At 33.6% G+C, this 12,668-nt stretch carries 13 protein-coding genes; all 13 read right to left on the bottom strand.

Going from position 1 to position 12,668, the window contains the following annotated elements; genetic code table 11:
• Nucleotides 1-24: 24 nt before the first annotated feature.
• Entirely contained in the window at nucleotides 25-900 is an 876-nt protein-coding gene (gene lepB, locus C825_RS20460; RefSeq protein ID WP_010799968.1) for a signal peptidase I, read from the bottom strand.
• A 4-nt stretch (nucleotides 901-904) separates the two neighbouring features.
• Nucleotides 905-2,335, bottom strand: a complete 1,431-nt coding sequence (locus C825_RS20455; RefSeq protein ID WP_228100089.1) for a transglutaminase-like domain-containing protein — start codon at nucleotides 2,333-2,335, stop codon at nucleotides 905-907.
• A 212-nt stretch (nucleotides 2,336-2,547) separates the two neighbouring features.
• Nucleotides 2,548-3,633, bottom strand: a complete 1,086-nt coding sequence (locus tag C825_RS20450; RefSeq protein ID WP_250690607.1) for a DUF4221 family protein — start codon at nucleotides 3,631-3,633, stop codon at nucleotides 2,548-2,550.
• A 264-nt stretch (nucleotides 3,634-3,897) separates the two neighbouring features.
• Complete coding sequence (locus C825_RS20445) at nucleotides 3,898-4,128, bottom strand: NVEALA domain-containing protein (protein WP_010799965.1); 231 nt, start codon at nucleotides 4,126-4,128, stop codon at nucleotides 3,898-3,900.
• A 218-nt stretch (nucleotides 4,129-4,346) separates the two neighbouring features.
• Nucleotides 4,347-5,228 (bottom strand): DUF1573 domain-containing protein, encoded by an 882-nt coding sequence (locus C825_RS20440; RefSeq protein ID WP_010799964.1) that lies wholly within the window; start codon nucleotides 5,226-5,228, stop codon nucleotides 4,347-4,349.
• Between the two features lie 42 nt (nucleotides 5,229-5,270).
• Entirely contained in the window at nucleotides 5,271-6,773 is a 1,503-nt protein-coding gene (locus C825_RS20435; RefSeq protein WP_010799963.1) for a DUF4221 family protein, read from the bottom strand.
• 71 nt (nucleotides 6,774-6,844) lie between these two features.
• Nucleotides 6,845-7,096, bottom strand: coding sequence for an NVEALA domain-containing protein (locus C825_RS20430; RefSeq protein ID WP_010799962.1), 252 nt, complete (start codon nucleotides 7,094-7,096; stop codon nucleotides 6,845-6,847).
• 44 nt (nucleotides 7,097-7,140) lie between these two features.
• Nucleotides 7,141-7,413, bottom strand: a complete 273-nt coding sequence (locus C825_RS20425) for a hypothetical protein (protein ID WP_010799961.1) — start codon at nucleotides 7,411-7,413, stop codon at nucleotides 7,141-7,143.
• 249 nt (nucleotides 7,414-7,662) lie between these two features.
• Nucleotides 7,663-8,532, bottom strand: coding sequence for a signal peptidase I (lepB, locus tag C825_RS20420; protein WP_010799959.1), 870 nt, complete (start codon nucleotides 8,530-8,532; stop codon nucleotides 7,663-7,665).
• A 7-nt stretch (nucleotides 8,533-8,539) separates the two neighbouring features.
• Nucleotides 8,540-9,664 carry a transglutaminase-like domain-containing protein gene (locus tag C825_RS20415; protein WP_228110495.1) on the bottom strand — a complete coding sequence of 375 codons (1,125 nt, stop codon included), beginning with the start codon at nucleotides 9,662-9,664 and terminating at the stop codon, nucleotides 8,540-8,542.
• A gap of 396 nt (nucleotides 9,665-10,060) precedes the next feature.
• On the bottom strand, nucleotides 10,061-11,152 hold the full coding sequence (locus C825_RS20410) for a DUF4934 domain-containing protein (protein WP_010799957.1): 1,092 nt from the start codon (nucleotides 11,150-11,152) through the stop codon (nucleotides 10,061-10,063).
• Nucleotides 11,153-11,156: 4 nt separating this feature from the next.
• The gene (locus C825_RS20405; protein WP_010799956.1) at nucleotides 11,157-12,176 is read right to left on the bottom strand and encodes a BF3164 family lipoprotein; all 1,020 of its coding nucleotides are present in this window, start codon (nucleotides 12,174-12,176) and stop codon (nucleotides 11,157-11,159) included.
• A gap of 93 nt (nucleotides 12,177-12,269) precedes the next feature.
• Nucleotides 12,270-12,500 (bottom strand): NVEALA domain-containing protein, encoded by a 231-nt coding sequence (locus C825_RS20400; RefSeq protein ID WP_010799955.1) that lies wholly within the window; start codon nucleotides 12,498-12,500, stop codon nucleotides 12,270-12,272.
• Between the last annotated feature and the right edge of the window lie 168 nt (nucleotides 12,501-12,668).

Genomic DNA, 12,668 nt, shown 5'->3' with positions numbered 1-12,668 from the left:
GGGATTACTTAATAATCAATTCTATTAGTGAATAATTTTCAAAAATCTGTCCCATCTGAATTTATCCGTATATGGGTCTACCGATTTCCATATAATCCATGCTTTCCCGACGATATATTCTTCAGGTAGTAATCCCCAATAACGTGAATCCTGTGAGTTTAGGCCTTTGTCGCCTGCCATGAAATAATAGTTTTCTTGGAAACGATATCCGTAGATCGGCTTTCCGTTAAGAAAAGTCATAGAATCTTTGTATTGAAGGCTTTCCTGTTGTTCCCATTCGATCAGTTTTTTATATAACCGGAAGTTTGTACGATCTAAAGTAATGGAATCGCCTTTTGCCGGTATATAGAGCGGTCCGAAATCTTTGATGTTCCAACCGATGATGCTGTCGAATGGGAAACTCTGGAATATGCCGTCTTGAAATTTCTCAGTTGCAGCTATTCCTTTTTGTGAATCCATATTGCCGAGAGGCGTTTGTACGCCTTCCACATGAAAGAATCCGTTTCGGATGGATAGGGTATCTCCCGGTATTCCGACACACCGTTTGATATAATATTTGAGTATATGCATTTCAATTTTATCCCAACTGTTTGGATGCGGAAAATTGAAAACCAGAATATCATTGCGTTTTATCTTATTGAAACCTGGAATGCGATAAATATCTGTCTGTTCGTTTCTCATGGAGGCAAACAGGTTGAATAAGCGAGGTCCAACGGTCGGTTTCCAGACAAGTATATTGTCTCCTGTAATTAATCCCGGTTCCATCGAGTCGCTAGGGATTTTGAAAGAGGCAAAGATAAATACCTGTAAAACAAACCATAGAGTAACTGTCATACATAGCCAGAAGACAATATTGATGGCTTTGTTGATCAGGTTGTGTATTTTTCTATTCTCTTTCATCGAATTAATAGCTTTTTATACTGTCGTTTTCAATAAAAAATATCCGTTGGTTAACGATCCTTTCCGGAATAGTGAACCATAATAATGCACTAGCGGGTATTTGATCGTATGTTTGTGTTGTATCAGTTGAACTTGCATATTCTAACGGGATAAAACGTTCTTTCTCTGTATCCCAAAAGTGTAGTGTATGTTCCTGATCCAGTTTTTTCTTACGCTTATTCAATGTGAATGTTTGTTTATGTTCTTTTTGAGGGATAAATTTACGAATATTTCCATCTTTATCCGTATAAAAAGGGGCAGTAATATTTCGTAATTTATTCCCATCCGGTGAATCGGCAACCATAAATATATTATCTCCAACAACGTTTTCGAAATAACAAACGGTATCTTTTCTATGTCCGATCGCTATCGGGCACCATTCATAATAGTTATAAGTACATAAATAGACTTGATTTGATTTTCCTTTTTTTCTGTTATTTTTGTCGACAGAAACCTTTATCAATGTCGTTTTATCCAGATATTCATTAGTAACATCATAGATTAGAGGACTTTTTAGAGTCGTAACATATCCGTCGTCTTTTTTATCCATTATAGAAAAGTCAGGATCAAAACGTGAACGATAGACTTTAGCCGGTCGTCTATGTCTGACTTCTGAGAAAGAGCGGGCATGTGTGTCGGGTTGATCTTCTCCCGGTCCGAAGCTGTAGAATTTTCTATTGTCTAAAACTACGCACCAGCTATGGCCCAAGTCCATTTTAGTCCAGGTCGTTTGTTCTACTGTAACCGGAATGCCGCAAGCTCTCATTATAAAAGTACCCAGATTGCATAATCCTTCGCATTGGCTGATTCCGGAACGGTAGGTTTCGTCAATGGTCGGATAGAGTGGAAGACCAGTCTGTCCATATTTCATAATGCCTTTCAGATGCTCATTAAGTACGAAGCATGCCTCTAAGGGAGTTTTTACTTTCGCTGAATCCAGTATGGGAACGAAACGTTCCATAATTTCTCTTCTCAAATGAGAAACCTCTTCACATTGTGCGCGGTAGGGGAGGATGTATTTGCAGAAATCATTGAATGAAACATTTTTTGCCCATGGCTTTTGCCAGACAGTAAAAGCCAGTTCTATGTTATCAATAAGAAAGTGACTGTCAAGTGTCGATATATCGTATTTGTTATGTGTTTTGATTTTGTATCCTCTTCTTGTTAATGAGTCACAGTGACTTTTTACGGATTGAAATCCGTCGAAATTTACAACGTCCGGTCGATATCGTTCTTTTTCGGAAGAAGTATAATATTGTTCCTGTGTGAAATGATAGGACATATTCTCAATCAGGAAACGAGCAGCAGCGAGTTTTGTTGAATCCTTTTCATAATGGCTAAATACTTTTTCAAGTTCTTGCCGGTTTTCTTGGGCATTCTCGAGAGCTTGTTCCATTTTTTTATCATGCTGCGTATTACAAGCTATTAGAAAAACAGCTAATAAGATGTTTATACCTTTTGTAAAAAGATTTTTCATCAACAATCCCCTATTTACTTTATTTCTCAGATTGTGCATATGTGTTTGTTTATTTATACATTATTCTAAGTCATATATTTTTGATTTATAGTTTTATACTGTATTTAATAATGTAATGATTATTTTTTTAATCATAATTCTGTTAATTTGAAATGTTGAAAGCTTAAGATGTCATCACTGAATTTAGGGTTAAGATAGTGACTGTCTGATATATATAAGCCATCTTTCAAGATTATCATTATGCGAGAATTATATGTGAAGTCTGGAAATAATGTTTCTCCTATTTTATTGAAATTTTTATCTAAAATGATGATTGAAAAATTTTTACGACCATAACTTAATAATTCTCCTGGTCGAATATTTTTATCTATACTTTCCTTTGGATAAGATATTCGATAGTAGATGTTACGATATTTGTCATATAACAAATTACCATACCATGGATTTTCACAAAAATCTTGTGGGGTTGCGGTTAATTCTCCAGGTAATATTACTTTGTCAAAATATTTGCTTTTTACTGGTATTTTTTTTATGGAATCATGCTCTATAGATGCTATATATATGTTTTCATCATAATAGAAAGAGTAAATAAAATGTTTTCCATCAAAACAACGACTAAAAGCAGTTTCTAATCCGAATTTTTTTAATTTGTTATCTGAACCTGGATATTCTGGATAATCAAAAGGTAAGGCAGAAATATCGTATGAGTCCATGTTAAATTTAATAGAAACTGGATCATGGTCATTAAAACGATTGGGGCCTGAATATAGATACATTGTTCGTCCGATAACTTCTGCCTGTTTTTGATAAGACGCAGAAATACTGAATATAGATAAATTTTCGGGTGCGACATCTTTATCATAGGAATATTTAGTTATTAAAGTACCATTTTTGTTAACGAGTGAGATTTCCTTAATATCTCTGTTTGGCACGTAAATGCTATCTAAATTATGAATATAATATCCATTAGCAAATCCTATACCATTATTACCATCTATAGGAAAATTTACTTTAAATTCTAAATTTTGTTTTTGAAGGTTATAAAATAGAATTGTATTGGTGTTTGGATTTTGAAATGTAAAATACTCTTTCCCTTCTTTTTCTTTATATATAGAATAGACACGTAGTTCATTTTTGGTATCAGAATCTAAAACAAATGAAAGTTTTTTTTCAGTTTTTTTAAAGTGTATTTTTTTATTTGGCTTTTTTCTGAGCATGAAATAGATGTCAGTATAAGACACGAAAGTATTATTTTAATGATTTTCATATTATAAATATTAAGAATTTTATATCGTTGAAAAATTATTGTTTATATATTAATTTGTTAAAATACGATTTTTTTTACTCGTTAAATTTCATATATAAATTTGTTTAAGAGATGTGTTAGAAGTGGTTTAGTGTATATTGATATTCATTTTGTATAAAAAAGGAATAAATGAATTATAATAAAACAAACTTTTAACACATCTCTATGAACGGTTTTAATCACAAGGTTTACAACCAAACCATCCTCCTTCACAACATTTTGTATAGCTTTCATCTGTCCACCAACAAGAACCTCCAACAGATGGTGTACATTCTTGTTCTGCTAATGCATTTATATTAGCTAGTGCCAAGTCTGACAGTTCCATCTTGTTCTGACTTTGGCTGAAATTCCAACCTGCTGCAGCTGCTATCGCAGCTAGAGCCATGATGCCGAATAACTTTTTCATATCCGTATATGTTTAATTATTTATTAAAATCATTATTTAATCAGGCTATTTTCTATCTTTGCCTACTATTCTTCGGATTAGATAGTCGAATGACACCTGTATCATTCTATTTTGTCGGTTATGTTACCATGATATACCTCCTTTCTGTATTGCAAGGGGACTTCGGGAGTTTGCTTGTACATTCTTGCCAGAGATGCAGCAAACTCCCATTCGTTCGATCACCGAACATTCCCCTTTATCTTTAGTTTAACATGTTGATTATTCAAGCTGTTATACTTGATCGTAACGACTTCATCGAAGAAACCTGTGTCTTTCGGTGTCATCTTAATTCCTACCCGAAGGGTTTCTCCGGGTTTTGCAGGTCGTTTGTCATAGGTGGCTGCTGTGCAGCCACAGGTGGTACTTACGTCCACTATCACAAGGGGATTGTCCCCGGTGTTTTTTATTTCTATGGTTGTCTCCTTTACTTCCGATTTGTCGAAAGTTCCGAAGTCGATTTCTGTCTTTGTTGCTTCGGCTGTTGTTTTCGGTATGTTTTTGTTCGGACTGTCCTTACCTGTAATCTGTTTCAGATACAGTTCTTTCACAGCCGTGTTATGTACCGGATTTCCTAATACAGCAACTTTATTGTCCTTATCCAACAAGAATGTCTGGAAAGTTATGTCTGCCGGGAACTTGTTTAATTTGTTTAGTTGATCGTCTATGTCAATACAGACAGGGTGATCAAATGCGTCTCGTTTCAGGAGGTAACGTATTTCTTTGGCATCTTTAGGATGCATGAAGAAGAGGAAAGGAACTTTTCCTTGTGTTACTGAATCAGTGTATTCGATCAGTTCCTTCCATTTATGAAGTTGCAGTTTGCAACTGGTGCAACCGATAGAGTCTACATATATTAATACCTTGTATTCAGATTGTGGGATTTGGAAATCCGTAGTATCTGTCAGATAGCGTGTGAAGGTCAGGTTTTCAGGAAACTGTATTTGTTTCCCTTGCCATTCGCTGACCAGATGCGCAATCTTATTTTCCTTCTCTTTCTGCTTGTTGTGGCAGGAGAAGAGTAGTAATACTAGTGTTAATATGGTTAGATTCCAGGCTTTCATATCATTTTCTAAATCTTAAATTCTATGATAGGGTCATGTTTTTTAGTTTTTATTTTTTTGTGATAAATATTCTTTTTTGTTGAAATTAACATGAAAACTAAATATTGAATTTGGCTCTACGCGCTTTATTAATTTAGCTATACGTATGGCTTCATTTCTAAGGGCTTTATTATCAGTTGTTGTTGCAATGTCAGAAATTTTGCAATTAATTATTGCTCCAGAACTGTCGCTATCTAAAATAATAAAAACAGCGCCTTCTACGTTATTTTCCAATTCAAGAGTAGGATAAACTAAATTTTTAGTAATAAAATTTTTTATGTTATCTGTTGATATAATTTCGATAGAATTATGTACTGTCGGTTTTTCTATTGCTGGTGTTGTCTCTGTTTTATGAGGAATTTCTATTTTTTTTACAGGCATAATATATGGAGATGTGATAATCATATAGGAATATTTATCCTCATATAATCCTGCCATAAATTGGAATATTAGACCTTTTTCTGTTATGTTGAATATCGGATATAGATTTGTAGGTAATTTTATTTCTGATATTTTTTGAAGATTTTCAGAAATGATAGTTAAGTATGTTTCTTTATTGTTGAAAACAGATATGTCGTTACTTTTATCCGTGTGTATACGATAAAATATATTCCTGTAATGATCGTATTGTAATCCATGAAAAAATAAGGAGTGAAAATAATGATCTAACTGTTTTTTTATATTTGCATTTTTATCAAGTTGTTCAGATTTGTTTTTGGTGAAATTGCTTGTGATATTGTATGAGCTTATTGTTTTATTTTTTTTGTCAAATGAATATACATTAGAAGAGTAACTAAAATTATAGATGATTTTGTTATTGGCAATTAATGGGTTTGGTTTGGAAAGTTTTCCATAATACTCGTTGCTGAAATTGTCTGGATAAGTAATTGGAAATAATGAGATTTCTTCACTATTTATATCTATACTAGCTAAGCAATACTTACCTTTTAGTTTAAATGGGTCTAATGTGCTTATAGGAACTATCAATTTTTTATCGTTAGAGTCATATGTTATGTCTTCGAAGTTGCTAATTGATATATTATTAGGTGCATCCAATAAGTAATCTTTGTTGTTTAAATTATTGGTTAGTATTTCTTTTGAGATTTTTTTTATAATATGCCCGTTGTGATCAATTATTGTGTAATTGGATTCATTTTGTGTAATAATATATTCATTTGTAACAATAAATGAGTTTATATTAGGTATTCCATCGGCACCTTCTTTTTGTAGTTTTATCTTAGAGGTGAAATTTTGTGTAGTGAAATCAAAAATATCTATTGTATGTTGATGAATATTATAAGCGTAAAGTTGATCGTTATAAATTCGATTTTTTAATGAGGTATAATTTTGCATATAATTCTCATTGATATTGACGGATAATGTATCAATATTAATTAAAGAAGAACTTATGATGGTTTCAGTTCTATCCTTAGGTGTATTACATGATATTAGAAATACAACACATAGAATAACTTGTGATATTTTGTTGAAATGTGTTATCTTCATATGAAATAATGTATTTTATAGATCAGGTACAAAGATTATGACTAATGGCTTCATACCTGATCAAATATCGATTAACAACCTGTATTTAATGTTATGTTCATACTTGTACATCCTTCTGCATGAAGTGCATCGAGGCATGCGTTATAGTTTGTTTGGCAGCAATAAGTATAACAAGTCTTACCGCTACCTTCATTTCTGGCCAACGCTTCTATATTGGCAAGAGCCAAGTCGGACAGTTCCACTTTGTCTTGGTTCTGACAGAAATTCCAGCCAGCTGCAGCTGCGATAGCAGCTATAGCAATGACACCAAATAACTTTTTCATATATGTATTTGTTTAATTGTCCATATTAATCGTTATTTATCAGGCTATTTTCTATCTTTGCCTACTGTTATTCGGATTAGATAGTCGAATGACACCTGTATCATTCTGTTTTGTCGGTTATTCGGACTGTCCTTACCTGTAATCTGTTTCAGATACAGTTCTTTCACTGCCGTGTTATGTACCTCAGGAAACTGTATTTGTTTCCCTTGCCATTCGCTGACCAGATGTGCAATCTTATTTTCCTTCTCTTTCTGTTCGTTGTGGCAGGAAAAGAAGGAGGTTGCTATTAATAATATGTAAAGATAAAAGGCTTTCATATCGTGTTCTAAATCTTAAATTCTATAATCGGATCATCGCTTTTCGCCTCGGTGGCGACGATCGTGTTTGTTTCTTCGTTGATATCTATAAGGTATTAAACGTCATGTTGTGGTGGGCAAGAACGGTTTTCTGATTGCCGGTATGGTGACAGTAGCCTGTGTACATTCTCCAATTATCTTTATTCGTCCAGCCATGGACGCTAAGATATAAAAAATTAATCATATTAGCATATAATTTTAAACGATTACTTAGTGAATAATTTTCAAAAATCTGTCCCATCTGAATTTATCCGTATATGGGTCTACCGATTTCCATATAATCCATGCTTTTCCAACGATATATTCTTCAGGTAGTAATCCCCAATAACGTGAATCCTGTGAGTTCATGCCTTTGTCGCCTGCCATGAAATAATAGTTTTCTTGGAAACGATATCCGTAGATCGGCTTTCCGTTAAGAAAAGTCATAGAATCTTTGTATTGAAGGCTTTCCTGTTGTTCCCATTCGATCAGTTTTTTATATAATCGGAAGTTTGTACGATCTAAAGTAACGGAATCACCTTTTGCCGGTATATAGAGCGGTCCGAAATCTTTGATGTTCCAACCGATGATGCTGTCGAATGGGAAACTCTGGAATATGCCGTCTTGAAATTTCTCAGTCGCAGCTATTCCTTTTTGTGACTCCATGTTGCCGAGAGGCGTTTGTACGCCTTCCACATGAAAGAATCCGTTTCGGATGGATAAGGTATCTCCCGGTATTCCGACACACCGTTTGATGTAATATTTGAGTATATGCATTTCAATTTTATCCCAACTGTTTGGATGCGGAAAATTGAAAACCAGAATATCATTGCGTTTTATCTTTTTGAAACCGGGAATGCGATAAATCTCTGTTTGTTCGTTTCTCATGGAGGCAAACAGGTTGAATATGCGAGGTCCAACGGTCGGTTTCCAGACAAGTATATTGTCTCCTGTAATTAATCCCGGTTCCATCGAATCGCTGGGGATTTTGAAAGAGGCAAAGATGAATACCTGTACAACAAACCATAGAGTAACTGTCATACATAGCCAGAAGACAATGTCAATGACTTTATTGATCAGTTTATGTGTTTGCTTTTTCATATGGTGACTAATATTTTATACTATCGTTTTCAATATAAAATACCCTTTGATTCACGATTCTTTCCGGAACAGTAAACCATAATAGAGCATTTTTCGGTATTTGATTGTACGTCTGTGTTGTATCTGTCGAACTCATCTCTTCTAAAGAGATAAACCCATTTTTGTCTGCATCCCAGTAATGTAACGTATGTTTTTGATTCAATTTATTTTTACGTTTGTTAAACGTAAAGGATTGACTTAATTCTTTTTGAGGAATTAATTTATGAATGTCGCCATCTTTTTTTAAGATGAAAGGAGCGGTAATATACTGTAAAGACTGTGTGTTTGAGACTTCGGCAATAATAAAAATATTATTACCTACAATATCTTTAAATCTGCATGTAGAACCTTTTCGGCTACCTATGGCAAGTGGTTTCCAATCATAATCATTGTATGTACAGAGATAAATCTGTTTTATGGAAGAAGATACAGGTTTGTCTGTCTCGATACAAATATCCAGAACCTGATATCCTTCTTCCTTTGTCACATCTCTTAATAATGGACTTTTCAGATTTGTGATATAACCGTCGTCTTTAATATCGGTTTCCTTAAATTCGGGATCAAATAACAACCGATATACCTTGGCGGGTTTCAGATAGCTGGTAGTTTCAAGTTTTTCTCTATATGTGTCAGGTTGACCGTAGACTGGGCTGAAATTATAAAACTTTCCATCATGCAATACAACACCCCAACTATGCGCTAAATCCATTTTGGTCCAGGTGGTAAGTTGTACGGCAACAGGAATGCCTACAGCACGCATTAATAATGTGGCCAAGTTACACAAATCTTCACAACTGCCTCTGCCAGAGTGATATGTGCTTTCGACGGTAGGATAGAGAGGAGAACCTGTATCTTTGTAAACCAACTCTTTCATTAATTGTGAATTGATTATTTTGCAGGCATCAATGGCATTGTTAACTTTTCCCGAATCAATCAGAGGTAAATATTTTTCCATGAATTCCCGACGCATGTTGGAAACGGGTTCTACTTGGGTCCTGTAAGGGAGGATATACCGGCAAAAATCCTCGAAAGGAATATCTTTTGCCCAAGGCTTTTCCCGAACTTGGAAAGCCAGATCGATATTCCGGATCAAAAAATCGCTTTTGAGTGTTTTACTGTCATAGATGTTATTTCCCTGGATTGTGTATCCTCTGTTCCGTAGCGAGTCGCAATGCATTTTTACAGCTTCCTTATCCGGAAAGCAAGCAATATCCGGTATATATTGTTTACCTTCCGGCGATAAGTAGTATTCGACTCTGGAAAAATGCAGGGGCATATTTGTGATTAGATATTCTGCTGCTTTCAATTTCAGCGAATCATTTTTGTAATGTTCGAAAACTTTTTCCAATTCTATTCTGTTCTCTCCGGCAAAGGAAAGCGCCTGTTCCAAGCTGATTTTCTTTTGATGAGGCGTAGAACAAGAGATAAGGATACACAAAACAAAGAAAGGAATATAAGTTTTCATGATCATTCAATTTATAGTTAATAATTAACGTTCGACCAGTACGATTACAGGTTTATCGTTGTTGTTTGTAAATTCGAAATCAATCAGATATTTGCCATCTGTGGATATGAAGCGTGGAACAAAAAAGCTTTCATCTTTAAATTGATATTGATCATTTGGATATATGATTTGTTGATAATAAGTCTTTTTGCTATTTTTATCAAAACTGAATGTATAAGGGTCATCTACATTATAATGGACCATGTAGATAATATTATCTTTTTCTCCAGTAGCTGAGATTGCTATTTTATCATTAAATATGTCGAAGTCTTTTTTTAAAATCATTTCTGGAGTAAGAGAAAAAATGAAGTCTTTTTTTGCTTTATATTTACCTAGATTAATGACTGCATATGGAGATAAATTATAATCAATATCTACTTGGTATATTGTATCATTGAATAGTTCCTTGAAAGCTGATACAACTCCACTAAATGGTTTCATTTCAGGAGAAAAGCTCCATACCATACAATCTGTAACTCTCTCATATTTTTCTAAATTAGGGATAATTTTAAATGCTGTTGTATCGTGGAAAAATGCAAATCGTTTGTCTTTTTGTCCTGTGAAATTGTCTATATATCCTAAAAATACGTTTGAATTGGATAATGGGTATAGATCCAACATATGTCGTATATGAGGAATTTGCATTTTACCTAAATATGTCCCTGTCCAATTATATTGTTTGAGATCATAACCTTCATTGACAAAAATAGTGTCATTTCGTAGAATCAAATTGTATAGTCGAAAATATTCTTTTATACCTTCTCCCTTCCGACCTATATCATATAGATATTTACCATCCAAATTAAACAAAGATATTCTATCTGAATGAACAATTAATAGTTTATCGTTATCTAAAATAATTTTGTTAATAGATTTGATCTGTATTGAGTCATTTGTTTCTAGAGGTATATAATGGATTTTTTTGCTCCATTTATCTAAGCTGATTTTTTGAGCTGCCCCTTTATCCAATAGGGAACTTAACTCAATTTGATAGAAACTCTCCTCTTTTACAGTTTTTGTTTGTGAATTACTGCATGCTACCAGTACTCCACATAAAAGTATGATCCATTTATTCATAATATTATTTTATTAACTTACTAATATCAAACTTTATAATAGCAACTTCAGGCTCTTCTGTAATTGCATATAGTGTATTTTCATCTTCTGATACTGTAATTTTAGCAACACTTCTATCTGAGTAGAAATTTTTTAGTAATTTACCACTATGGTCAAATACTAAAATATTTCTTACTTTTATGTTTCTTCGGTTATCGAATACAAATTTTTGACCGAAATAACTACAGAAAATATAGTTTTTTGTCATTTTTACATCGGTAAATCCTAGCATTAAATGCTTTAGGTCTAACTGATCTCCTTTATAATGAGGTTTTTCGGCATAACTATCCCACAGCATCTTGCTTATTCCATCTTGATCTTGTTCATAACAAGCTATATAACCTAATGAAGCCATAGCAAATACAAATTTATTATCAAAAGTACTGATTGATCCCCAATATGAAACCAAGGCTTTGCTTTGATGTGCTTTATCAGGTACATTTCCTATATTTTCTCTGATATTCAAACCCTTATCAAAGATTGCTATTGGCTTTGACGTGCCAACAGCAACTGATCCTATCAAATTTTCATTATTTAGCATTCTTCCTGAAATAATGAGAGTCTCCCCGTTTTTTAATGGTATGCCTTCTCGTTTTGGTAGTACCGGTGTTTTTATAATTTCTTCCCATGTATATTTTCTAAGATTTTTTTGTCCTTCATTATATATATATATATCTTTGTTTTTATTGAAACCACAATATACTGGTTGTATGAATTCTCCCGGTCCGTTTCCGAATATGCCAGTTTGGTTAATCTCGGCACCTGTATTTGCATCCACAATTCTTATTACATGTTCATCTTTATGCATAAATATCAAAAGTTTATCATCTATGATATCTATACCCAAAGGTAAAGTCATAATCATTTCATTCAAATAATCAGAACCTTTAATAGGTGTTTCTTCTGGTAAGACAAAAATGTTTATATCTTGCCTGTTACAAGATGATACAAGTAATAGTAGCGATATCAGTATGATGTTTTTCATGATATTAATTAATATTTAAAATAGGTTAGCCTAAATCTATTATTTAGACTAACCTATTATTTAGACTAACCTAAATCTTGGTTAAAAAAGAATTTACAAACCAGCTGATGGATACATTTGATCATATACTACTCCATTAGAAATACATCTAAATGAAGAAAATTCAGTACATCTGTCATTTTGGCCTTCATATCTAGCCAATGCCTCCACATTAGCCAGTGCCAAATCTGACAACTCCACTTCATTTTTGCTCTGGTTGAAATTCCAGCCGGCTGCAAGAGCCATAGCAGCGATAAGCGCTACCCCAAAGATCTTTTTTTTCATGATCTTAGTCTCTTATTAAATTAAAATTCAGTTTATTTTCTATCTTTGCCTACTCTTCTTCAGATTAGATAGTCAAATGAAGTGATTCATTCTGTTTTGTCAGTTATATAAACATCATACACCTCTTTTTCGGGGTCTCCGGGAGTTTGCTTGTACTATTTGCTCTCG

Origin of the sequence: Parabacteroides sp. ASF519 (assembly GCF_000364265.2) — a bacterium.
GTDB lineage: Bacteria > Bacteroidota > Bacteroidia > Bacteroidales > Tannerellaceae > Parabacteroides > Parabacteroides goldsteinii.
Note: the sequence above shows the minus strand (reverse complement) of the source record. Positions and strands in the feature narration are given on the sequence as shown.

Bases quoted from the DNA above. Each gene is read 5' to 3' on its own strand.
- C825_RS20430 (WP_010799962.1), bottom strand. From the start codon at position 7,096: ATGAAAAAGTTATTTGGTGTCATTGCTATAGCTGCTATCGCAGCTGCA.
- C825_RS20410 (WP_010799957.1), bottom strand. From the start codon at position 11,152: ATGAATAAATGGATCATACTTTTATGTGGAGTACTGGTAGCATGCAGT.
- C825_RS20440 (WP_010799964.1), bottom strand. From the start codon at position 5,228: ATGAAAGCCTGGAATCTAACCATATTAACACTAGTATTACTACTCTTC.
- C825_RS20400 (WP_010799955.1), bottom strand. From the start codon at position 12,500: ATGAAAAAAAAGATCTTTGGGGTAGCGCTTATCGCTGCTATGGCTCTT.
- C825_RS20455 (WP_228100089.1), bottom strand. From the start codon at position 2,335: ATGGAACAAGCTCTCGAGAATGCCCAAGAAAACCGGCAAGAACTTGAA.
- lepB (WP_010799959.1), bottom strand. From the start codon at position 8,532: ATGAAAAAGCAAACACATAAACTGATCAATAAAGTCATTGACATTGTC.
- lepB (WP_010799968.1), bottom strand. From the start codon at position 900: ATGAAAGAGAATAGAAAAATACACAACCTGATCAACAAAGCCATCAAT.
- C825_RS20425 (WP_010799961.1), bottom strand. From the start codon at position 7,413: ATGAAAGCCTTTTATCTTTACATATTATTAATAGCAACCTCCTTCTTT.
- C825_RS20405 (WP_010799956.1), bottom strand. From the start codon at position 12,176: ATGAAAAACATCATACTGATATCGCTACTATTACTTGTATCATCTTGT.
- C825_RS20435 (WP_010799963.1), bottom strand. From the start codon at position 6,773: ATGAAGATAACACATTTCAACAAAATATCACAAGTTATTCTATGTGTT.
- C825_RS20450 (WP_250690607.1), bottom strand. From the start codon at position 3,633: ATGCTCAGAAAAAAGCCAAATAAAAAAATACACTTTAAAAAAACTGAA.
- C825_RS20445 (WP_010799965.1), bottom strand. From the start codon at position 4,128: ATGAAAAAGTTATTCGGCATCATGGCTCTAGCTGCGATAGCAGCTGCA.